19 protein-coding genes are annotated in these 21,184 nt (G+C 71.3%); 7 read left to right on the top strand and 12 right to left on the bottom strand.

Annotated elements, in window-relative coordinates; all coding sequences use genetic code 11:
* Positions 1-10 precede the first annotated feature (10 nt).
* Genes Apa02nite_RS10725 through Apa02nite_RS10700 form a run of 6 tightly spaced genes read right to left on the bottom strand, consistent with a single transcriptional unit; the run spans position 11 to position 4,755 of the window.
* Positions 11-646: a D-alanyl-D-alanine carboxypeptidase family protein gene (locus Apa02nite_RS10725; RefSeq protein ID WP_203824907.1), complete on the bottom strand. Its 636-nt coding sequence runs from the start codon at positions 644-646 to the stop codon at positions 11-13.
* Positions 647-693: 47 nt separating this feature from the next.
* Positions 694-1,656 (bottom strand): quinone oxidoreductase family protein, encoded by a 963-nt coding sequence (locus tag Apa02nite_RS10720; RefSeq protein ID WP_203824906.1) that lies wholly within the window; start codon positions 1,654-1,656, stop codon positions 694-696.
* Complete coding sequence (locus Apa02nite_RS10715; protein ID WP_203824905.1) at positions 1,653-2,015, bottom strand: hypothetical protein; 363 nt, start codon at positions 2,013-2,015, stop codon at positions 1,653-1,655. Before Apa02nite_RS10715 ends, Apa02nite_RS10720 begins: the two co-directional genes overlap by 4 nt.
* Positions 2,012-2,875 (bottom strand): DODA-type extradiol aromatic ring-opening family dioxygenase, encoded by an 864-nt coding sequence (locus Apa02nite_RS10710; RefSeq protein WP_067699759.1) that lies wholly within the window; start codon positions 2,873-2,875, stop codon positions 2,012-2,014. Before Apa02nite_RS10710 ends, Apa02nite_RS10715 begins: the two co-directional genes overlap by 4 nt.
* 12 nt (positions 2,876-2,887) lie before the next feature.
* The gene (locus Apa02nite_RS10705) at positions 2,888-3,634 is read right to left on the bottom strand and encodes a citryl-CoA lyase (protein WP_203824904.1); all 747 of its coding nucleotides are present in this window, start codon (positions 3,632-3,634) and stop codon (positions 2,888-2,890) included.
* Positions 3,619-4,755 carry a CaiB/BaiF CoA transferase family protein gene (locus Apa02nite_RS10700; protein ID WP_203824903.1) on the bottom strand — a complete coding sequence of 379 codons (1,137 nt, stop codon included), beginning with the start codon at positions 4,753-4,755 and terminating at the stop codon, positions 3,619-3,621. The genes Apa02nite_RS10705 and Apa02nite_RS10700 overlap by 16 nt, the downstream gene beginning before the upstream one ends.
* 167 nt (positions 4,756-4,922) lie before the next feature.
* Here Apa02nite_RS10700 and Apa02nite_RS10695 point away from each other — a divergent pair, with 167 nt between their 5' ends.
* Together Apa02nite_RS10695 and Apa02nite_RS10690 are read left to right on the top strand one after the other, a co-directional pair.
* Positions 4,923-6,344, top strand: coding sequence for an amidohydrolase family protein (locus tag Apa02nite_RS10695; RefSeq protein ID WP_203824902.1), 1,422 nt, complete (start codon positions 4,923-4,925; stop codon positions 6,342-6,344).
* Positions 6,345-6,348: 4 nt separating this feature from the next.
* Complete coding sequence (locus tag Apa02nite_RS10690) at positions 6,349-7,152, top strand: IclR family transcriptional regulator domain-containing protein (RefSeq protein ID WP_203824901.1); 804 nt, start codon at positions 6,349-6,351, stop codon at positions 7,150-7,152.
* A gap of 73 nt (positions 7,153-7,225) precedes the next feature.
* Here the strand turns inward: Apa02nite_RS10690 and Apa02nite_RS10685 are convergent, their stop codons facing one another.
* The 5 genes from Apa02nite_RS10685 to Apa02nite_RS10665 all read right to left on the bottom strand — a co-directional run bounded on the left by Apa02nite_RS10685 (position 7,226) and on the right by Apa02nite_RS10665 (position 12,885).
* Complete coding sequence (locus Apa02nite_RS10685; RefSeq protein WP_203824900.1) at positions 7,226-7,648, bottom strand: hypothetical protein; 423 nt, start codon at positions 7,646-7,648, stop codon at positions 7,226-7,228.
* Between the two features lie 226 nt (positions 7,649-7,874).
* A complete protein-coding gene (locus tag Apa02nite_RS10680) occupies positions 7,875-9,794 on the bottom strand; it encodes a glycoside hydrolase family 127 protein (protein ID WP_239164237.1) in 1,920 nt (639 codons plus the stop codon).
* Between the two features lie 4 nt (positions 9,795-9,798).
* On the bottom strand, positions 9,799-10,614 hold the full coding sequence (locus tag Apa02nite_RS10675) for a carbohydrate ABC transporter permease (protein ID WP_203824899.1): 816 nt from the start codon (positions 10,612-10,614) through the stop codon (positions 9,799-9,801).
* 1 nt (position 10,615) lies between these two features.
* Positions 10,616-11,515, bottom strand: coding sequence for a carbohydrate ABC transporter permease (locus tag Apa02nite_RS10670; protein ID WP_203824898.1), 900 nt, complete (start codon positions 11,513-11,515; stop codon positions 10,616-10,618).
* Between the two features lie 107 nt (positions 11,516-11,622).
* Complete coding sequence (locus Apa02nite_RS10665) at positions 11,623-12,885, bottom strand: ABC transporter substrate-binding protein (protein WP_239164236.1); 1,263 nt, start codon at positions 12,883-12,885, stop codon at positions 11,623-11,625.
* A gap of 265 nt (positions 12,886-13,150) precedes the next feature.
* On the opposite strand from Apa02nite_RS10665, the gene Apa02nite_RS10660 reads away from it, so the two are divergent.
* The 5 genes from Apa02nite_RS10660 to Apa02nite_RS10640 all read left to right on the top strand — a co-directional run bounded on the left by Apa02nite_RS10660 (position 13,151) and on the right by Apa02nite_RS10640 (position 19,777).
* A complete protein-coding gene (locus Apa02nite_RS10660; RefSeq protein WP_239164235.1) occupies positions 13,151-14,182 on the top strand; it encodes a LacI family DNA-binding transcriptional regulator in 1,032 nt (343 codons plus the stop codon).
* A 60-nt stretch (positions 14,183-14,242) separates the two neighbouring features.
* The gene (locus Apa02nite_RS10655) at positions 14,243-16,441 is read left to right on the top strand and encodes a molybdopterin oxidoreductase family protein (RefSeq protein WP_203824897.1); all 2,199 of its coding nucleotides are present in this window, start codon (positions 14,243-14,245) and stop codon (positions 16,439-16,441) included.
* 217 nt (positions 16,442-16,658) lie between these two features.
* Positions 16,659-17,471 carry a patatin-like phospholipase family protein gene (locus Apa02nite_RS10650; protein ID WP_203824896.1) on the top strand — a complete coding sequence of 271 codons (813 nt, stop codon included), beginning with the start codon at positions 16,659-16,661 and terminating at the stop codon, positions 17,469-17,471.
* A gap of 44 nt (positions 17,472-17,515) precedes the next feature.
* Positions 17,516-18,064 (top strand): PadR family transcriptional regulator, encoded by a 549-nt coding sequence (locus Apa02nite_RS10645; RefSeq protein ID WP_203824895.1) that lies wholly within the window; start codon positions 17,516-17,518, stop codon positions 18,062-18,064.
* A 3-nt stretch (positions 18,065-18,067) separates the two neighbouring features.
* Entirely contained in the window at positions 18,068-19,777 is a 1,710-nt protein-coding gene (locus tag Apa02nite_RS10640) for an acyl-CoA dehydrogenase family protein (RefSeq protein WP_203824894.1), read from the top strand.
* Positions 19,778-19,884: 107 nt separating this feature from the next.
* Here the strand turns inward: Apa02nite_RS10640 and Apa02nite_RS10635 are convergent, their stop codons facing one another.
* Positions 19,885-21,123, bottom strand: a complete 1,239-nt coding sequence (locus tag Apa02nite_RS10635; RefSeq protein WP_203824893.1) for an IS701 family transposase — start codon at positions 21,121-21,123, stop codon at positions 19,885-19,887.
* Positions 21,124-21,184 lie beyond the last annotated feature (61 nt).

Below are 21,184 nucleotides of genomic sequence, written 5' to 3'. Positions count from 1 at the left end.
GCTGAGCATCTCAGATCACCGAGGCCGCTCGTTCCGCCCACCGGGACCGGTCCGGGCGGGGCATCGCCCGGACCGACCGGTAGAGGGTGCCGCGCGGTGCGGCACCCGGGTGCGGCAGCCGCGGCGGCGGCCCGTCCGGGTGGTACTCGAAGTGCCACCACTCGTTGTCGTAGACGCGGTACAGGCTGTGCAGCGCCCCGTGCCGCTCCAGCCAGCGCGCGCCCTCGGTGGGCCGGACGTCCATGGCCGTACCCGCGACGTGCCGCGACTCGTCCGGCGGCAGTGCCCACCGCCGGGCCTCGGTGACCGACCCGCACCGTCGCACCTCGGCGTGGAAAAGCTCGGCCTGGACCTGCCGGTCGCGGTGACCGGAGGTCAGGCCGAGCAGTTCGCCGTACGTCCACAGGGCACGGGTGCGGGCCGCCTCGAAGGCTGCCCGGGCCGCCGGGTCCAGGCCGTGCAGGCTCTCCGCCGGGAAGCGCGCGGCGAGCGCCCACCGGCACGCGGTGTGCCGGGCGCGGCCGGGGGCGACCACGGCGGCGACCGGCGACAGCGCGAAGGCCAGCATCCGGGTGACGGTGCGGTAGACCGGGTCGCGCCGGCGGACCGGGCCGATCGCACCCCGGTCGGTGTCGTGCTGAGGCATGTACCCAAGATCCCGTCCCGGCGCCGCCGGGTCATGAGTACGGGTACTCAGAAGCCGAGCACGATCCGGCCGCCGGCGGTCCCGGACGCCTGCCGCTGCCAGGCGGCGCCGACCGTGCCGAACGGCACCACCTCGTGCCCGGCGGTCAGCCGGCCCGCCGCCGCGTGCCCGGCGACCTCGGCCACCAGCGCGGCGCGCTCCACGGTGGACAGCGCGTTGTTGGTGTAGCCCACGACGTGCAGGGAGCCACCGCGCAGGGTCGCCGAGTCGATCGGCGCGGTCGGCCCGGCCGCCGAACCCAGGTTCACCAGCCGGCCGCCGGGTCGCAGCACCCGCAGCGCGGCTGCGGCCGGTGTCCCGAACACCGGATCGAGCACCAGGTCGGCCGGCCCGTCGGCGGCCGCGCGCAGCCGTGCGGCCAGCGCGGTGACGTCGTCGCCGGGCAGCAGCGCGACGGTCGCGTGCGCACCCAGCTCGGCGGCCCGTTCCCGGGCCGGCGCCGACCGGGTCACCGCGATCACCCGCCGGGCGCCGGCCAGCCGGGCCAGCTGGATCGCGGCCTGCCCGACCACGCCACCGGCGCCGAGCACGATCACCTGCTGCCCGGCGGTCAGCCCGCCGGCGTGCCGGAGCGCGGCGAGCGCCGCGACCGCGGACAGGCCGAGCGCGGCGACCAGGTGCGACGGCGCGCCGGGCGGCAACCGGACCACGTCCGCCTCGGGCACCGTCACCACCGAGGCCATGCTGCCGTCGCCGGGGCGCATCCCGGCCGCGGTGGCGAACCACACCGGCGTACCGTCGCTCAGCTGCCCGGTGCCCTGGACTCCCGGCACGTACGGGGTCGCCGGCGTACCGAAATAGCTCTCGCCGGAGGCGCAGAGCAGGTCGAGCGGCGTGATCGGCGCGGCCGCGACGGTGACCGTCAGTTCGCCGTCGCGGGCCTGCGGGTCCGGGCGGCGCTCGATCACCGGCGGCGACCCGCAGGTCCGCAGCACCGCCGCGCTGATCATGTCGCGATGTCCGGGTACGGCAGGCTCAGGTGCGCCAGCTTCGCCCCGTAGGCCTTCTGGTACTCGAGCGGCTCGGTGTTGTCCCGCTCGAACAGCGCGATGAACAGCGTCAGGGTCAGGAACGGGTGCGCGCCCAGCTCGAACAGCTTCACGTGGTCGTGGGCCGCCAGGGCCGCGCGTTCCTCCGCGGTGAAGGCCAGCCAGGTGCTGGCCTCGCCGGTGTGCGAGTTCAGCAGCGAGTTGGCCACCGTGCCCTCCCACCACGCCAGCAGCTCGATCGGTTCTGACCGGTACCGCTCGACGAGCGCGGGGTCCCGGTCCACGGTGAACAGGAACTTGTTCAGCAGGTATCTGCTCATGCCGGCGCTCCGTTCGGGTACCAGGTGAAGTACGCCTCCATGGTGTGGAACAGGTCGAGCGTGTCCACGTAGTCGGCCTTCGCGCCGGCCCCGGCCACGCCCATCATCAGCATGAAGTCCATGAAGCCGTGTGTCGCGTTGCCGGGCGCGTGCAGGCTGTCCAGGCTGACCGCGCGCAGGCAGCCGTCCAGGTCGCCGGTGGCGATCCACTCGACGGCGCGCCTGTCGAACTCCGGGTCCGGACCGTGCGGGCCGAACTGCCGTGGCCCGCCCAGCTCCAGCGACAGGTGACCGGTGCCGATCACCGCGACCCGCAGGTGCGACGGCCACTGCTCGATGATCCGCCGGATCGCCTCACCGAGCTTCACGAACCGGGACGGCTGGGGCAGCGGCGGCGCGAAGATGTTCGTGTAGATCGGCACGATCGGCAGGTCGGCCTCGGGCCGCAGCGTGATGATCGGGCAGGTGATGCTGTGGTCGATCCGCAGCTCGTTGCTGAACGCCAGGTCGAAGCCCTCGTCCAGGCCGGCCCGCAGGATGTGCGCGGACAGGTCCTCGTGGCCGTTCAGGCGCATCCGGGGCAGGCCGAACTCGCGTTCCTCGTTGTACCAGTTCGCGTCGTACATCGGCGCCTTGCCGACCAGGAACTGCGGCATGTTGTCCAGCCACAGCTGGTGGAAGTGGTCCGAGCCGACCATCACCAGTACGTCCGGCTTCGCCCGGGTCAGCGTCTCCCGGAACGCCAGGATCTTGCGGGTCCACTCGTCGGCGAACGGCGGCCGGTCGTCGCCGGTCGCGGTGCTGGCCCGGTAGTAGAAGGGGTGGTGTGTCGAGGCGATGACCGCGACGATGCTGGCCATGGTGATTCCTTCCTAGGGCTCGTACACCGCGTTGCGGTCGACGGTCAGGTAGATCTGGTTGGCGACCGGGCGGCGGTGCTCCTCGGCGAGCTGGCCGAGCAGGCCCGCGGCGCGGGCCAGCAGCGCGAAACCGCGCAACATCTCGATCGGGAGACCGAGGTCGGCCAGGGCAGCGCCGCAGACTCCGGCGCCGTTCAACGGCAGCTTCTTCGGGTGTACGGCGGCGATCGCCTCGAGCAGCCGCAGGTGTGGGCCGTAGAGCCCCTCCTCCTGGGCGATCCGGATCAGCACCGGGGTGCGCGGGTCCTGGACCTTGTGCACCGGGTGGCCGAGCCCGGGGATCCGCCCGGTGCTCGCCGCGATCAGCTCGGTGGCGAACGCCGGATAGTCGTCCGGCGCGCCACCGGCCAGGGCGTCGGCCAGGAACCGTCCGCAGTCCTCGGTCACGCCCAGGAACCGGGAGCCGCCGCCGAGCAGCCCGGCCGCGAGGGCGCCCTGCAGCGAGTCCGGCGCGGAGAGGTAGGTGAGCCGGGCGGCGATCGCGGTCGGGGTGAACCCGTGATCGGCGAGCGCGACGAGCACCGCCTCGAAGACCCGCACCTCGCCGGAGCTCGGCCGGCGCCGGGCGACCAGCCAGAACGCCAGCTCCCCGAACCCGACCCTGCCCATCAGGTCGGCCGCGAGATCCTGCCCGAGCAGCGAGATCGAGTCGGCGTCGGACGTGCCGAGGCCGGTGGGAAACCTTAGTTCTTCAGCCATGCGCGGATCTCCTCGCCGTGCTCGTCCAGCCCGGGCGGCGGCAGCTCGTACCGCGGCGGGGTCTCGGAGAACGTGATCGGGTTGCGGACCGACGGGATGCCGCCGGAGTCGATCACCGGGTTCAGGCCCAGCTCCTCGGCGAACGCCACGCCCTCGTCGATCGTGTTGATCGGCGCGCACGGCACCCCGGCGTCCAGCAGCGCGCGGAACCACTCGTCGCGGGTGCGGGTGGCGAGCCGTTCGACCAGGATCGGGCGCAGCTCCTCGCGGTGTGCGGTGCGGTCCTGGTTGCGGCCGAAGCGCGGGTCCTCGGGCAGCCCGGGCAGGTCGAGCACCTGGCACAGCTTGCGGAACTGGCCGTCGTTGCCGGCGATCACGATCAGCTCGCCGTCCTTGGTGGGCAGCGGCTCGTACGGGAACAGGCTCGGGTGCGCGTTGCCCATCCGGAACGGCACGGTGCCGCCGGCGACGTACCCGCTGGAGTGGTTGACCAGGCCGGAGAGCGCCGAGCTGAGCAGATTGACCTCGATGTGCTGGCCGCGGCCGGTGACCGCGCGCCGGTTCAGCGCGGCCAGGATGCCGATGCTGGCGTGCATGCCGGCCATCACGTCGAAGACCGAGATGCCGGCCCGGAACGGTGAGCCGTCCGGGTCGCCGGTGAGGCTCATCAGGCCGGAGATGGCCTGGACCATCAGGTCGTACCCGGGCATGCCGGCACCGGCGCCGGAGCCGAAACCGCTGATGCTGGCGTACACGATCTTCTCGTTGCCGGCCGCGACGGTGGCGTGGTCCAGGCCGAACCGGGCCAGGCCGCCGGGCCGGAAGTTTTCGATCATGACGTCCGCGCGGCGGGCCAGCTCGCGGGCCGCGGTCAGGTCGTCCGGATCCTTGAGATCCAGCGCAATCGACTTTTTGTTGCGGTTGATCCCGAGATAATACGTGGAGACGCCGTCGCGTACCGGCGGCATCCAGGTGCGGGTGTCGTCGCCGGCCGGGCTCTCCACCTTGATCACCTCGGCGCCCAGGTCGGCCAGCAGCATCGTCGCGTACGGCCCGGCCAGAATCCGGGAGAAGTCCGCCACGAGCAGGCCGGCCAGGGGTCCGCTGCGTTGTTCCGCCATCACAACCGCCCGTTCTGCGGACGTCTGTCCGCTGAAATAGCGTCGCCCGTCCGGGCTGCGCTGTCAACACTCCGGAAACACACTCTTGACATCAGATGTGGCCCGGAACACGCTGTTCGAAACGAAGCTGCCCGTACAGCGGACAGGCGTCCGAATTTGAGGTGACCATGAGCGTTATCTTCCGCAACGGACTGGTACTCACCATGGACGACGCGCACACGGTGCTTTCCGGCGCCGACGTGCTCGTGGTCGGCGACCGGATCGCCGAGGTCGGTGTCGGCCTGACCGCCCCCGACGACGCCGAGGAGGTCGACGCCACCGGCGGCATCCTGATGCCCGGCATGATCGACACCCACCGGCACATGTGGCAGACGGCGATGCGCGGTTACGGCGCCGACTGGACCCTGAGCCAGTATTTCGTCTGGTACTACCTGGAGTCCGGCAAACTGTTCCGCCCGGAGGACGTCTACGCCGGCAACCTGCTCTCGGCGATCGAGGCGATCGACGCCGGGGTGACCACCACCGTCGACTGGTCGCACGGCCTGCAGACCCCGCAGCACGCGGACGCCGCGGTGGACGCGCTCGAGGCGGTGCCCGGCCGGTTCGTGCTCGCCTACGGCAACATCCAGCAGGGCCCGTGGGAGTGGACCACCTCCGACGGGTTCCGCGACTTCTACCGGCGCCGGATCGCGAACGGCAAGCTGGCCGGGTTCCAGCTCGCCTTCGACGTCACCGGCGACCCGGCGTTCCCGGAGAAGGCGGCCTTCGAGGTGGCCCGTGAGCTGGGCGTCCCGGTCACCACGCACGCCGGGGTGTGGGGCGCCACCAACGACGACGGCATCCGGCTGATGTACGAGAACGGCTTCATGACCCCGGGCACCGTCTACGTGCACGCGGCCACCCTGAGCAGCGACTCGTACCATCGGATCGCGGCCACCGGCGGCTCGGTCTCGGTCTCCACCGAGAGCGAGCAGAGCGCCGGGCAGGGGTACCCGCCCACCTGGCAGCTGCGCAAGCACGGCATTCCGGTGTCGCTCTCGATGGACACCAGCGTGTGGTGGAGCGGCGACCTGTTCTCGGCGATGCGCACCACGCTCAGCGCCGACCGGTCCCGTGAGCACCTGGAGGCGCACGGGAAGCAGGAGACGGTCACGAACCACCACCTGCGGGCCGAGCACGTCGTCGACTGGGCCACCCGCGGCGGCGCCAAGGCGCTCGGGATGGACTCGGAGGTCGGCGCGCTGACCCCGGGCCGGCTGGCCGACGTGGTGCTGCTGCGCAACGACGACTCGCCGGTGATGTTCCCGATCCTCAACGCGTACGGGCACGTGGCGTTCCAGGCGCAGCGCGGCGACGTGCACACCGTGCTGGTCGGCGGCCGGGTGGTCAAACGGGACGGCAAGCTCGTCGATACCGATCTCGCCACGGCCCGCGCCAAGGTGGCGGCGACCGTCGATCACCTGCGCGAGACGCTCGGTGAGGAGGCGTGGAAGCGGGGGATGAACCCCGATGTCCCGCCGGCCGAGCTGTTCGACAACCCGTACCAGTACACCGACTACGACGCGGGATCGGCGCAGTGGAAGCATTGAGCCGATGACTGACACCGGAAGGGGCGCGGGTCCCGACTTCATCGAGGCGCTCGCGCGCGGCCTCGACGTCCTGCGCGCCTTCCGGTCCGGCACGCCGTCGATGACGCTGAGTGAGATCGCCGGCCTGACCGGGCTGGCCCGGCCGACCGTGCGGCGGATCCTGATCACCCTGGAGACGCTCGGCTACGTGCGCGGCGCCGGCCGCGGGTACGCGCTGACCCCGCGGGTGCTCGACCTCGGCATGGCGTACGTGCACTCGCTGAGCCTGTGGGACGTGGCCCGCCCGCACATGGAGAAGCTCGTCGCGCAGACCGGCGAGTCGACGTCGATGGCCCAGATGGACGGCAGCGACATCGTCTACGTGGCGCGGGTGGCCGTACCGAAGATCGTCACGCTCGCGGTGACCATCGGCACCCGGTTCCCGGCCGCCGCGACCTCGATGGGCAAGGTCCTGCTGGCGGCGCTGCCGCCGGCGACCGTGGCCGGCGTGGTGGCCGAGGCGTCCCGCTCCGGGATCACCCCGCGCCGGCAGCCGTCGCCGGCCGAGTTGGAGACCGCGCTGCGCGAGGTCCGCGCGAAGGGCTGGGCCCTGGCCGACCAGGACCTGGCGCCGGGCATCCGCTCGGTCGCGACCGGCGTGCGCGACGGCGAGGGCCGGGTGGTCGCCGCGCTGAACGTGACGGTGCACGCCGCGGAGACCTCGGTCGAGACCCTGCTCGACGACTACCTGCCGAAACTGTTGCGCGCCGCCGCCGACATCGGCCACGACCTGACCCGCACGGCCGGCATCCCGGCCACCACCGTCTGACCCCGGCCGGCGCTCAGGGGTGCCTCGAGCCCTCCGAGACACCCCTGAGCACCAGCCGGGAACCCTGTACCGGTCAGCAGCCCTTCTTGGCGAAGACCGGGAGGGTGTGGGTGGCGACCTTCTTCGACTTCACCTGGGTGACCGTGACGCGGCTGAAGACCCGGCGGCAGTCGGAGAGCTTGACCTTGGTGAACTTCAGCTTGACCTTGGTGCGCTTGTAGTTCGCGTCGGCGCAGGACGGGATGCAGGTGTTGACGTTCTGCGTCGCGGTGGCGTACCCGGTGGTCGAGGTCAGCGACGTCCAGTGGATGCCGGTGAAGTAGAGGTCCTTGTAGGGGTAGATCGCCTTCGGCTTGACCTTGACCTTGTGGTGGCCGTAGTCGATGACGAGCGCCGGCTTGGCCGCGGCGGCCTGGGCCGGCGCCGTCGTGGCGACCAGCCCGGTGAGGGCCAGGGCGGCGGCGGCAGCGACGGCGGTCAGTCGGTTCAGCTTCATGTGCGGTTCTCCCCGTGAGTGATCGGCGGTACGGGGGGAAGTCTTCTCAGCCCGCACGGTCACCGGGGGACGAACCGGCGAGCGTGGCACGAATGCGGGGCTCAGCTGGTGCCGAGGGTTGTCTCCGGCCCTCGGAGACGACCCTCAGCACCAGCCGGGGTCGGGAGCCGCGTCGCGGTCCGGGGTGCGGCGGGCGTCGCGTGACGGGTAGCCACGGGCGGTGTGCTCAGGTCGTACCGGAAAGGGTTTTGATCGGGATCCAGACCCGCATGGTCGACGGACCGCGACCGGCCCACGAGTGGTAAGGGCGCAGCGGGATGACCGCGGTGGCCGGGGAACGGCGTGCCGGGAGCGGGGACGGTGTGCCGGAATACGGCCAGTTCTCGTCCGGGAGCGCGGTGACCTCGCAGGTGGCGAGGACCGCGCCGGGGGTGTCGGTGAGCGACGGGGTCAGGCGCAGGGCGTCCAGGGCGACGCCGGCGGGCAGGTCGACCGACTCGGCACAGTAGACGATCGGCCCGCGTTCCACCGCGGCGCACCCGCGGACCGCGTCGACACGCGGATCGGCGACGGTCAGGCGCGGGTGCAGCGGCAGGTCGAGGATCACCAGCTCACCGGGGGTGAAGACGCGGCGCAGGCGGGCCGAGCCGGGCGCGACCTCGGTCACGCCGCCGTCGCTGGTCATCAGGGTGGCGCCGGTCGCCCAGGGTGGGATGCGCAGGGTCAGGGTCCACGGGGTGCCGGGCGACTCGGTGATCCGGACGGTGATCCGCCCGGTCGCCGGGTAGTCGGTGTCGACGCGGAACGCGACGCGCCGGTCGCCGGGCAGCGTCACGCCCACGTCGGCCGCGGTGTACTGGTGCAGCTGCACCCCGTCGTCGTCGGTGGTGGCGATGTACGCGGTCAGCGCCGCGAACGTCCGGGCCAGGTTCGTCGGGCAGCAGGACACCTCGAACCAGGGCGCCCGCAGCGTCGACGCGGCCCGCGGGACCTGGGTGTCGGCGCCCGGCTCGGTGCCGAGGACCCGCTGGTGCAGGGTGTTGGTGTAGAAGAACCGGGTGCCGTCGTCGGACGGCGACGTCGCGATCACGTTGAACAGGATCCGCTCGATCAGGTCGGCGTACCGCGGGTCGCCCTCGGCGAGCAGCAGCCGCCAGGCCAGCATCACCGAGCCGACAGCGGCGCAGGTCTCCGAGTACGCCCGGTCCGGCGGCAGCACGAAGTCGTCGCCGAACGCCTCGTCCTGGTGCCGCGAGCCGATCCCGCCGGTGAGGTACGTCCGCCGGCTCACCGCGGCGCGCCACTGCCGGACCACCGCGGCCAGCAGCTCGTCGTCGCCGGTCTCCACCGCCACGTCGACGGTGCCGGCCGCGAGATAGACCGCCCGCACCGCGTGCCCGCGCAGCACCTCGGCGTCCCGGACCGGCACGTCGTCCTGGAAGTACGACCGGCCGAACTCGATGTCGTCGAGCACCTGGTTCCCGCGCCGCTCCACGAACAGCCGGGCCTGCTCCAGGTAGCGCCGCTCGCCGGTGACCCGGTACAGCTCGACCAGGGCCGGCTCGATCTCGGCGTGCCCGCACACCCCGGCGTCCGCGAACACCTCGCAGACCAGGTCGGCGGCCCGCCGCGCGACGAGCACCAGCAGGTCGTCCGGGTGGCCGGTGCGGGCCCGGGCCACCGCGGCCTGGATCAGGTGGCCGAGGCAGTACAGCTCGTGACCCCACTCCAGATCGGACCAGCGCGGCGGCTGCCCGGCCCGGCCGAACCGGGTGTTGAGATATCCGTCCGGCAGCTGGGCGGCGGCCACCACGGCCACGATCCGGTCGTAGCGCGCCCGCAGGCCGGGGTCGGGTTCGCGGCCGAGCTCCCAGGCCATCGCCTCGAGCAGCTTGTAGATCTCGCTGTCCGAGAACTCCCGGCCCCGGCGGGACTCCGGCGCCACGGTGAAGTTGGCCAGCCACCCGGTCCGTTCGATCCAGTGCTCGATGTGCGCGAGCGAGGTGTTCCGGTTGACCTGCTGCCGGCGCTGCCAGAACCCGTCGCGCAGGGTCACCTCGCGCAGGCTCAGCGGGCGCAACCGGCCGCTGCGGGGTGCCGCGGGCGTGCCGGTGGCGGTCATGGACAGGGTTTCATCGATCGTCACGTGATCAACCTTTGAGAGCGCCGGACATGAACCCGCGGACGTAGTACCGCTGGAGGGCGAGGAAGAGCAGCACGCAGGGCAGCGCCAGGACGACCACGCCTGCCTCGGTCGCGCCGTAGTCGACGATGCCCATCACCTGCTGGCGCATGTTCGCGACGGCGAGCGGCAACGGCAGCTTCCCGGAGTCGCTGATCAGCACGAGCGGGGTGATGAAGTCGTTCCAGGCGGCCAGGAACGCGAACAGGCCCACCGTGATCAGGCCGGGTTTCACCGCGGGCAGCAGCACGTGCCACAGCGCGCGGACCGAGCCGCAGCCGTCGATCAGGGCGGCCTCGCGCAGCTCGGCCGGCACCGCCTCGAACGAGATCCGCATCAGGAACGTGGCGAACGGCAGCTGGAACATGCTCAGCACCAGGGCCAGGCCGGCCAGCGAGTTCTGCAGGCCGAGCTGGTTGAGCAGGACGTAGAGCGGGATCAGCAGGGTCGCGTACGGGACCATCAGGATCGCCAGGATGAGCAGGAACAACACGTTGCGGCCGGGGAACCGGTACGTCGCGAACGCGTACCCGCCGAGCACCGAGGCGAGCAGGGTGACCAGCACGGTCAGCCCGGAGACGATCACCGAGTTCAGCAGGTACCGCCCGACACCGGCCTGGTAGTTGGCCAGCGTGACGTAGTTGGCCAGGCCCCAGCCGTGCGTCTGCGCGGTGCCGGCGTGCGGCGACACCGACGCCGTCGCCGCCCAGACCAGCGGGAACAGGAAGATCACCGCGAGCCCGCCGGTGAGCACGTAGTACGGGGTACGCCGGAACAGCGCCACCTCAGTCCTCCTTCGAGCGCAGCCAGCGGAACTGCGCGAGGTTCAGCACCAGCAGCGCGCCGAGCAGGATGATCGACAGCGCGGCGGCCAGGCCCAGGTTGTTGCGACCGGCGAACGCCGCGTTGTAGATCAGCTGGACGACGGTGATCGTGCTGTTGTCCGGCCCGCCCTTGGTCAGGATGTAGAACTGGTCGAACGCGAGCATCGAGCCGGTGACGCAGAGGATCGTGCAGAGCGCCAGCGACGGGCGGATCAGCGGCAGGGTGACGTGGCGGAACGTCTGCAGCCGGTTCGCGCCGTCCAGGCGGGCCGCCTCGTACACCTCGCCGGGGATCGCCTGCAGGCCGACGAGCAGCAGCACCATGTAGAAACCGGCGAACCGCCAGACGATCAGCGCGACGGTGGACCAGAGCGCGCGGGTCGGCGTGCCGAGGAACGACACCTCGCCGAACAGGCCGCTCTGCGGCGAGTAGAGCGCGTAGAACAGCAGCGACGCGGAGGCCAGGCCGAGCGCGCTGGGCACCAGGATCGAGGTGCGCAGGAAACCGGTCCACCGGTTCGACTCCTGCACCACCAGGGCCAGCCCGAGTGCCAGGCCGAGCAGGATCACCGTGGTGACCAGCGTGTACTTGACGGTGAAGCCGACTGCTGGCCAGAACAGCCGGTCGTCGACGGCGTCGGTGAAGTTCTCCGGGGCGTTCCAGCCGCGGTCACCGGCGAACAGTCCCCAGTCGGAGAGCGACATCCGGACGACCAGCAGCACCGGCACGACGAAGAAGACGCCGACCAGCAAGGCGCTCGGCGTGGCGTACGCCCAGCCGTGGATCTCCCGGCGCCGGCGTCGCCTGGCGTGCGGCGGTGCGCCGGGCCGCGCCGGCGGCGCGGACAGGATGGTGGTCATGGTTGTCGATTCCCTTCGGACCGGGCGCGGTGCCGGGTCGGTGGTCCGGCTTTCTTCTCGCGCGGGCTTCTCGCGCGGCGCCGGGTGGTCCCGGCGCCGCGCGGTCACTACTGCCCGAGTACGTCGGTGACGGCCGCGTTGTCCTTCGCCAGCGCCCCGGCATCGCCGTAGACCTGGTTGCGCAGCAGCGTGACCCAGGGACTGCCCGGTGCGTTGAAGGCCTGCTGGAAGTTGACCGCGAACGGCGTCTTGCTCTGCGGGGACGCGGCGACCTTGTTGATCGTGGCGACCCGCGGGTCCTTCGCGGCGTACTTGTTGTCGGCCAGGTCGGTGCGGGCGACCGTGCTGTCGTTCGCGGCGAGCACGTCGACCTGGGCCGCCTCCGAGGTGAGCCAGGACAGGAAGTTCCAGGCCTGATCGGCCTTCTTGGAGTCCTTGGAGACGCCGATGCCGTCGCCGCCGACGAAGGTGGAGGCGCCGCCGGTCGCGCCCGGGATCGGCACCACGCCCACGTCGACCGTCTTGGACGCGGTCTTCAGCAGCGTCGCCGGGTAGGGCATCACGCCGATCTTGCCCTCCTGGAAGGCCGCGACCCAGGTGGCGCCGGTCTCGTCCTTGGAACCGGGCGCGATCGCCCCGCCGTCCTGCAACTCCCGCCAGGTGCTGTAGACCTTCTGGGCGGCCGGGCCGTCGAGCAGCGACGTGGTGCCCTCGGCGTTCATCACCTCGGCGCCGGACGCCCACACCATCGGGAACCAGGTGAAGACGTTGCAACCGCCGCAGTTGCCGCCGAAGTAGGTGCCGTGCACACCCGGCTTGCCGAGCTTCTGCACGGCCAGGGCCTGCTGCTTGAACTCGTCGAGGGTGGCCGGTCCCTTCTCCGGGTCGAGGCCGGCCTCCTGGTAGAGCTTCTTGTTGTAGAAGATCACCGAGAGGTCGAGGACGAACGGCAGCACGTACTGCTTGTTCTCGTAGGTGCCGGCCGCCAGGTGTCCCTGGTTGATCTTGTCGGCGTACGGCAGCAGCTTTATCCGGTCGGTCAGGTCGGCGAACAGCCCCGCCTTGGTCCAGTTCGGCACGTAGACGATGTCGGCGGCGAACAGGTCGGGCAGGTCACCGCTGCCGGCCGCCGCACCGACCTTCGCGACGTAGTCGTCGTTCGGCACGATGGTCAGGCTGACCTGGTTCTTGTGGCTCGCGTTGTACGCGGTGACCAGCGCCTTGGCCTGCAGTTCCAGCGGCGCGCGGGTCCACAGGCTCAGCTGGGCGCCGTCGTCGGTGCCCTCGGCGGTGGCCGGGCCCGCGGAGGCCGTGTCGTCCGGGCCGGAGCTGCAGGCGGCCGGGCCGGCCACCAGTCCCAGGGCCGCCACGGTCGCGACGGCTCTGCGGTAAATGCGATATGTCCTTTTCCTCACAGTGGTCCTCCTCGAATCCGACGTTTCGGAGCGTGTTTCGGGGTGGCCGATCGCGTGTACTAGGCTCGATGAAGATCTGAGCAGCAGGAAGCGTGCACTGAGGACCTTTTCGGTCGACCGAAAAGGTTTTCAGAAACGTAATGCCGGGGTGATTTTGTTGTCAAGGGATTCGACAGGCGGCGCGCTGCCGTCCGAGAATCGCCGGGAACGGAGGCGCGGCGTGGAGTCGACGAACGGGACGGCCACCGGCCGCGCGGTCACCCTGCGCGACGTGGCCCGGCTCGCCGGTGTCTCGGTGGCCACCGCGTCCAAGGCGCTCAACGGCAAGCAGCAGGTGCGCGCGGAGACCCGGGCCCGGGTGGTCCAGGCCGCCGAGCAGCTCTCCTTCTCGCCGAACACCCTGGCCCAGGGCCTGATCACGCAGCGCAGCGGCACTGTCGGCCTGCTCACCTCGGACCTCGAAGGCCGGTTCTCGATCCCGATCCTGATGGGCGCCGAGGACGCGTTCGGCTCCGACCAGACCTCGGTGTTCCTCTGCGACGCCCGCGGCGACACCATCCGCGAACGCCACCACCTGCGGGCCCTGCTGTCCCGCCGGGTGGACGGGCTGATCGTGGTCGGCGCCCGGCCGGACACCCGGCCGTCGCTCGGGCGCGACCTGCCGGTGCCGGTGGTCTACGCGTACTCGCCGTCCGACGACCCGGCCGACCTCTCGCTGGTCACCGACAACGTGGACGGTGGCCGGCTGGCGGTCGACCACCTGATCCGCTGCGGCCGCCGGCGGATCGCGCACATCACCGGCGACCCGGGGTACAGCGCCGCCCAGGACCGGGCCCGGGGCGCGCAGGCCCGGCTCGCCGAGGCCGGCCTGGAGCTGGCCGGCGGCGAGGTCTGGTTCGGCATGTGGTCCGAGGCGTGGGGCCGCGGCGCCACCCGGCTGCTGCTGGACCGCTGCCCGGACGTCGACGCGATCTTCGCGGGCTCCGACGAGATCGCCCGCGGTGTCCTCGACGTGCTGCACGAAGCGGGCCGGGACGTGCCGTCGCAGGTCGCGGTGATCGGCTACGACAACTGGACGATCCTGGCCGCCAACGCCCGCCCGCCGCTGACCACCGTCGACATGAACCTCGAGGAGCTCGGCCGGATCGCCGCGCAACGGTTGTTCGCCGCGATCGGCGGCACGCTGGGCACCGGCGTCGAGACCGTGCCGGGCCGGCTGATCACCCGGGAGAGCACCGCGCCACTGGGCTGACCACGACGCGGAACATGACGGATACTGCTCGGTAACCTACCGGGAGGCTGGTGAGACGTCATGGCCGGCGTGAACCGCACCGCGTACCGCACCTGTCCGCTCTGCGAGGCCGCCTGCGGCCTGGAACTGACCGTCGCCGACGACGTCGTGACCGGCGTCCGCGGCGATCGTGACCACGTCTTCAGTCACGGTTTCCTGTGTCCGAAGGGCGCCACGTTCGGCCGGCTCTCCGACGATCCGGACCGGCTGCGCCGTCCGATGATCCGCCGAGGTGGCCGGCACGAGGAGGTCTCCTGGCCCGAGGCGTTCGCGGCGGTCGAGGCCGGCCTCCGGCCGATCATCGAGGGGTACGGACAGCAGGCCGTCGCGGCGTACCTGGGCAATCCGAACGTGCACACGATGGCCGGCGGCCTCTACGTCACGCCGCTGCTCAAAGCGCTCGGCACCCGCAACATCTTCTCGGCGAGCACCGTCGACCAGATGCCCAAGCACGTGTCCTGCGGCTACCTCTACGGCAACCCCCTGGCCATCCCGGTGCCCGACCTGGACCGCACCGACTACCTGCTGATGCTCGGCGCCAACCCGTGGGAGTCGAACGGGAGCCTGGCCACCGCGGCCGACTTCCCCGGGCGGCTCCGGGCGATCCAGGCGCGCGGCGGCCGGTTCGTCGTGGTGGACCCGCGCCGCACCCGGACCGCCGAGCACGCCGACGAGCACCTGTTCATCCGGCCCGGCACGGACGCGTACCTGCTCTTCGGGATCGTGCACACGCTGTTCGCGGAAGAGCTGATCGATCTCGGACGGCTCACGCCGTACATCAATGGGGTTGAAGAATTGCGCGGTCTGGCCGCGGCCTTCGGTCCGGAGCGGGTCACCGCGGTCTGTGACGTGCCCGCGGACCGGATCCGCGGTCTGGCCCGCGAACTCGCCGCCGCGCCCACCGCCGCGGTGTACGGCCGGATCGGCACCTGCACCGTCGAGTTCGGCACCCTGACCAGCTGGCTCGTCGACGTGGTCAACGTGCTCACCGGCAACCTGGACCGGCCCGGCGGCGTGATGTTCCCGCTCGCCGCGCACCTGCGGCCGAACGCGCAGCCGGGCGGCCGCGGCTTCACCACCGGGCGCTGGCACAGCCGGGTCCGCGGGCTGCCCGAGGTGAAGGGCGAGCTGCCGGTCGCCACGCTCGCCGACGAGATCGAGACGCCGGGGGAGGGGCAGGTCCGGGCGTTCCTGACGGTGGCCGGCAACCCGGTGCTGTCCACCCCGAACAGCGACCGCCTGGCCCGCGCGCTGGACGGGCTCGACTTCATGGTGAGCGTCGACCCCTACCTGAACGAGACCACCCGGCACGCCGACGTGATCCTGCCGCCGCTGGACGCGCTCCGGAAGGGCCACTACGACTTCTCGTTCCTGGCCCTGGCCGTGCGCAACTTCGCGGCCTACTCGCCGCCGGTGCTGCCGCCCGGCCCGGACGGGATGGACGAGTGCGACATCCTGGCCCGGCTCATCCTGATCATTTCCGGCCAGGGTGCGGAGGCGGATCCCGCGCTGGTGCACGAGCGGCTGCTGGAGCAGGCGCTCAGCCGTGCGGGTGCCGCCGGACTCCGCGACACAGTGTCCGGGGATGGTCCGGCCGAGCGGCTTCTCGACGTGGCGCTGCGGACCGGTGCGTACGGTGACCGGTTCGGCGCCGTGCCGGACGGCCTCTCGCTGGACCGCCTGCTCGCCGCCCCGCACGGGATCGACCTCGGCCCGCTGCAGTCCCGGATCCCGGAGGTGCTGCGGACCCCGAGCGGTCTGGTCGAGCTGGCCGCGCCACCGCTGATCGCCGAGGTGACCCGGCTGCGCGACGCGCTGGACCGGCCGCGCCCCGGCCTGGTGCTGATCGGCCGGCGGCACCTGCGGTCCAACAACAGCTGGATGCACAACGTGCCGGCGCTGGTGAAGGGCCGGGACCGCTGCACGCTGCAGATCCACCCGGCGGACGCGGCCGGGCTGGCCCTGACCGACGGCGCGCCGGCCGCGGTGACGTCGCGGGCCGGGTCGCTGTCGGCGACGGTCGAGGTGACCGACCGGGTGATGCCCGGGGTGGTCAGCCTGCCGCACGGGTGGGGGCACGACCTGCCGGGTGTGCGGCTGTCGGTCGCGGCCGCGCATCCCGGGGTGAACTCGAACGTCCTCACCGATGAGCTGGTGATCGATCCGCTCTCCGGCAACGCGGTCCTCAACGGCATCCCCGTCGAGATCAAACCCGCCTGAGGTTCGTTTGTGTGGGGTCTTTCGGTGCGGAGCGCGCCGCCTGGTTGTTGCGTGGGGACTTTGGGTGCGGTGCGCGCCGTAACTTCACACGTTGCGGTGGGTGGGGCGTTGCGTGGGGACTTTCGGTGCGGAGCGCGCCGTAACTTCACACGTAGCTTGGGGTGATCTGGTTCTCCGGCGCTTGTGCCGGAGGAGGCGGCAGGCTCAGGGTGTGGGCGTGAGCGAAAACGACGAGCCGATCCGGATCGGTCTGGCGCTGGGCGGCGGCGCGGTCCGCGGCGCAGCGCACATCGGGGTCCTCGACGCCCTGGTCGGCGCGGGTCTGGAGCCGGCGGTGGTGACCGGGACCAGCGCCGGCGCCCTGGTCGGCGCGCTGTACGCGGCCGGCAAGCGGCCGGACGAGATCACCCAGCTGGCGCAGGCGCTGCGCTGGGCGCGGCTGGTGCGGCCGGGCCGGACCCGCAAGGCGCTGTTCGAGACCAGCAAACTCGGCGCGTTCCTGGACGACGCGCTCGGCGGGGTGGACTTCGCCGGGCTGAAACTGCCGTTCGCCGCGGTGGCCTGCGAGCTCACCACCGGGCAGGAGGTGGTGATGACCGAGGGGCCGGTGGCGTCCGCGGTGATGGCCAGCGCGGCCATCCCGGGCGTGTTCCCGCCGATCGAACGGGACGGCGCCCTGCTGGTCGACGGCGGCATCGTGAACATGGTCCCGGCCGCCGCCGCCCGTCGGCTGGGCGCCGACATCGTGGTCGCGGTGGACGTGTCCGGGCCGCTGCCACGCCGCCCGCCGACCACGTTGCTGCACATCATGGTCGCGGTCAGCACCCTGCAACCGGGCGGCACCGACCGGCTGGCCGAGGACGCCGACCTGGTGCTGTGCCCGCAGGTGGACGAGTACGCGTTCTGGGAGCTGCCCCGCATCCCGGAGTTCGAACAGGCCGGACGGGTCGCGGCCGAGAAGGCCCTGCCCCTGCTGACGGCACTCGTCGAGGCGACCGCGGCGCGGCGGGCCTGGAAACGGGACTGCTGAGCCGACGGCTTGCTATGCAACGAGTTGCATAGCAGAATCCGGGCATGGCGCTGGAGCACGCGATCCTGGTCTCCCTGCTGGAGCAGCCCGGAAGTGGATACGAGCTGGCCCGCCGGTTCGAGCGGTCCATCGGCCGGTTCTGGACCGCCACCCACCAGCAGATCTATCGGGTGCTGAAGCGGATGGAGACCGACGACTGGGTCGTCGCCCGCGAGGTCGGGCAGGACGGCCGGCCGGACAAACGCACGTTCTCGGTCTCGGACACCGGCCGGGACGTGCTGACCGCGTGGCTGCGCGAACCGGTGCAGCCCGAGGCGGTCCGGCACGACCTGGCGGTCAAGGTCCGCGGCGCGGCGTTCGACGACCCCGCCGGGCGGGCCGCGCTGATCGGCGAGGTGGAGCGGTACCGCGCCGAGCACGAGGAGTTGCTCACCCGCTACCTGGCCGGCGAGAAGCGGGATTTCCCGGACGACGCGGCACCGACCACCGGCCAGCGGCTCCAGCACGTCGTGCTGCGCGGCGGCATCGCCTATGAGCGGATGCTGCTCGACTGGCTCGACGAGGTACTCACCGAACTCCGGAAGGAAGCCTGAACAGTGCTGTTCAACCCCGATACGTACGACCCCGCGCACCTGGACGCCGAGAGCCGCCGGCTGCTGCGCGCCACCGTCGGCTTCTTCGAGGAGCGCGGCAAGAAGGCGCTCGTCGAGCGCTACGTCAACCGGACCTGGTACGACGACTTCCTGGCCTTCGCGGCGAAGGAAGGGCTGTTCACCACGTTCATGACCCCGGCCGCCGACGCGGACGGCAACCCGGACAAGCGCTGGGACACCGCCCGCAACGCTGCGCTCAGCGAGATCCTCGGCTTCTACGGCCTGGACTACTGGTACGTCTGGCAGGTCACCGTGCTCGGCCTCGGCCCGGTCTGGCAGAGCGGCAACGGCGCGGTGCGCGAGCGCGCGGCGCGGCTGCTCGACGACGGGCACGTGATGGCGTTCGCGCTCTCCGAGCGCAGCCACGGCGCGGACATCTACGCGACCGACATGGTGCTCACCCCGACCGGCGACGGCGGCTTCACCGCCACCGGCACCAAGTACTACATCGGCAACGGCAACGTCGCCGGGCTGGTGTCCGTCTTCGGCCGCCGGGCCGACGTCGAGGGACCCGAGGGGTACGTCTTCTTCGCCGCCGACAGCCGGCACGAGAACTACCACCTGATCAAGAACGTCGTGAACAAGCAGATGTACGTCAGCACGTTCGAGCTGCGCGACTACCCGGTCGGCGAGCAGGACGTGCTGCACACCGGCCGGGCCGCGTTCGACGCCGCGCTGAACACCGTCAACGTCGGCAAGTTCAACCTGTGCACCGCCGCGATCGGCATCTGCGAGCACGCCATGTACGAGGCGGTCACCCACGCGCACCGCCGGATGCTCTACGGCAAGCCGGTCACCGCGTTCCCGCACGTGCGCCGGGAGCTCGCCGACGCGTACGTGCGGCTGGTCGCGATGAAGCTGTTCAGTGACCGGGCCGTCGACTACTTCCGTTCGGCCGGCCCGGACGACCGGCGCTACCTGCTCTTCAACCCGATGACCAAGATGAAGGTGACCACCGAGGGCGAGCGGGTCGTCGACCTGATGTGGGACGTGATCGCGGCCAAGGGCTTCGAGACCGACACGTATTTCGACAAGGCGGCGATGGACATCCGCGGCCTGCCGAAGCTCGAGGGCACGGTGCACGTCAACCTGGCGCTGATCCTCAAGTTCATGCCGAACTACCTGTTCAACGCGGCCTCCTTCGAGCCGGTGCCGACCCGGCACGACCCGGCCGACGACGAGTTCCTGTTCCGGCAGGGTCCGGCTCGCGGGCTCGGTGCGATCCGGTTCCACGACTGGCGGGCCGCGTATGACCGGTCCGCCGGGGTGCCGAACGTGGCGCGGTTCCGGCAGCAGGCCGACGGGCTGTGCACGCTGCTGCTCCAGCACGCGCCCAGCGAGGAGCAGCAGAAGGACCTGGACTTCCTGCTCTCGGTCGGGCAGCTGTTCGCGCTGGTCGTCTACGGCCACCTGATCCTGGAGCAGGCCGAGCTGACCGGTCTCGATCAGGTGCTGCTCGACGAGATCTTCGCGGTGCTGGTGCGGGACTTCGCGCAGTACGCGACCGACCTGCACGGCAAGACCGCGACCACCGACGAGCAGGCGGCGTGGGCGCTCGGACAGGTGCTGCGGCCGGTTGCCGACGAGGCGCGTACCGCTGCCGTGTGGGAGCAGGTGCTGTCGCTGGTCGGCGCGTACGAGATGCGGCCCTGACCGCGGTGTTGCCCACGGCGAGGCGGGCCGTGCGAACGGCCCGCCTCGCCGTTCCCGCTCGGTCTCGTCGTTCCCGGTCGGTCTAGTACTCCAGCAGGAGATCCGTTTCAGGGCTCAGTGAGGGCTTGCCGGGCATAGTGGCTGCTTTTGGCGGTGGCTTGATGCTGCCTTCGGTAAATGGACCAGGCGATGGCGTCGGCGACGCGGCGTGCAGGGTTGATGATCAGGGCGTGGAACCGGCGGCGGAGTTCGTTGACCGTGATCGCGATCAGGCCCTCTGATGTTTCAGCGCTGGCCGTTGTCGCTGCGGCGAGGAACGCGTGGGCGGCGATGACCAGGGTGGTCCAGCGGTGCCACGCTTTCCAGCGGCGGTGCTGGTGCTGGTCCAGGCCGAGGCCGGTTTTGGTGGCCTGGAACGATTCCTCGATGCTCCAGCGGCGGCCGGCGACGGCGACCAGGTGGTGCAGCGCGACGAGCTCGGGTGACCAGCAGCGGTAGAACGCCTGCTCGCCGGTGGTGCGGTTGCGGCGGATCAGGAGCCAGTGATGACCTTGGTGCTGGTCAGCGGCCTGCGGCAGGGCGATGAACGCCCAGTCGTAGTAGCGGTAGCCCTTCGCGCCGACGCCGGCCGAGATCCGCTGCCACGCCTGTTTTGGCAGGCCCACGGCGATCTGATCGGCCCGCTGGACGCCGAGGCAGGTCGGCACCCGGTGCGAGCAGGCGACCGCGAGGACATAGCCGAGTCGGTGTCCGCGCAGTGCAGCGGCCAGCTGCGGGTCACCGCCGTAGGCTTCGTCACCGGCGACCCACCGGCACGGCAGCCCGCCAGCTACTGCGGTTTCGATCAGACGGCCTGCCAGCTGCGGCTTCGTGGCGAACGTGACGGTGTCGGGCACCCCGGCTTCCACGCGTCGCTGCGGATCGTCGGTCCAGGATTTCGGCAGGTAGAGAGCAACGTCAACCAGGCTGTGCCCGAGCGGTGAGGCATACGACAGGTGCACCGCGAGCTGGCAGTTCTCGATCTTCCCGGCGGTCCCGGAGTACTGCCGTTGCACGCCGACGGTCTGGTTGCCCTTCTTCAGATCACCGGTCTCGTCGACCAGCAGCACCCCGTCCGGATGCCCGAGACGGGCCGCCACGAAGTCTCGTACATCAGCACGAACAAGCGCGTCGTCCCAGCTGGCCCGGCCGATCAGATCCTGCATCCCGCCCGGACCGTCATCGCCGGCGTGCTCGGCGATCGTCCAACAGTTCTTCACCGGCAACGGCGCCAGCAGCCCGGCGACGAAGTCACGGACCCGGCGCCGGGACTCAGGCCGGGCGAAGCGTGCCTCGATCGTGTCCATCAGCTCGCTGAACAGCTCAGACCATCGCTGAGCGTCTACTCTGTAGGCGGCAGCCACCGCC

The organism is Actinoplanes palleronii (assembly GCF_016862315.1).
Lineage (GTDB): Bacteria > Actinomycetota > Actinomycetes > Mycobacteriales > Micromonosporaceae > Actinoplanes > Actinoplanes palleronii.
The sequence above is the reverse complement of the archived record's forward strand: the minus strand, read 5'-3'. Positions and strand labels throughout refer to the sequence as shown.

Excerpts from the sequence above, each read along its gene's own strand:
- Apa02nite_RS10725 (WP_203824907.1), bottom strand. The coding sequence starts at position 646 with ATGCCTCAGCACGACACCGACCGGGGTGCGATCGGCCCGGTCCGCCGG.
- Apa02nite_RS10720 (WP_203824906.1), bottom strand. The coding sequence starts at position 1,656 with ATGATCAGCGCGGCGGTGCTGCGGACCTGCGGGTCGCCGCCGGTGATC.
- Apa02nite_RS10715 (WP_203824905.1), bottom strand. The coding sequence starts at position 2,015 with ATGAGCAGATACCTGCTGAACAAGTTCCTGTTCACCGTGGACCGGGAC.
- Apa02nite_RS10710 (WP_067699759.1), bottom strand. The coding sequence starts at position 2,875 with ATGGCCAGCATCGTCGCGGTCATCGCCTCGACACACCACCCCTTCTAC.
- Apa02nite_RS10705 (WP_203824904.1), bottom strand. The coding sequence starts at position 3,634 with ATGGCTGAAGAACTAAGGTTTCCCACCGGCCTCGGCACGTCCGACGCC.
- Apa02nite_RS10700 (WP_203824903.1), bottom strand. The coding sequence starts at position 4,755 with ATGGCGGAACAACGCAGCGGACCCCTGGCCGGCCTGCTCGTGGCGGAC.
- Apa02nite_RS10695 (WP_203824902.1), top strand. The coding sequence starts at position 4,923 with ATGAGCGTTATCTTCCGCAACGGACTGGTACTCACCATGGACGACGCG.
- Apa02nite_RS10690 (WP_203824901.1), top strand. The coding sequence starts at position 6,349 with ATGACTGACACCGGAAGGGGCGCGGGTCCCGACTTCATCGAGGCGCTC.
- Apa02nite_RS10685 (WP_203824900.1), bottom strand. The coding sequence starts at position 7,648 with ATGAAGCTGAACCGACTGACCGCCGTCGCTGCCGCCGCCGCCCTGGCC.
- Apa02nite_RS10670 (WP_203824898.1), bottom strand. The coding sequence starts at position 11,515 with ATGACCACCATCCTGTCCGCGCCGCCGGCGCGGCCCGGCGCACCGCCG.
- Apa02nite_RS10655 (WP_203824897.1), top strand. The coding sequence starts at position 14,243 with ATGGCCGGCGTGAACCGCACCGCGTACCGCACCTGTCCGCTCTGCGAG.
- Apa02nite_RS10645 (WP_203824895.1), top strand. The coding sequence starts at position 17,516 with ATGGCGCTGGAGCACGCGATCCTGGTCTCCCTGCTGGAGCAGCCCGGA.
- Apa02nite_RS10635 (WP_203824893.1), bottom strand. The coding sequence starts at position 21,123 with ATGGACACGATCGAGGCACGCTTCGCCCGGCCTGAGTCCCGGCGCCGG.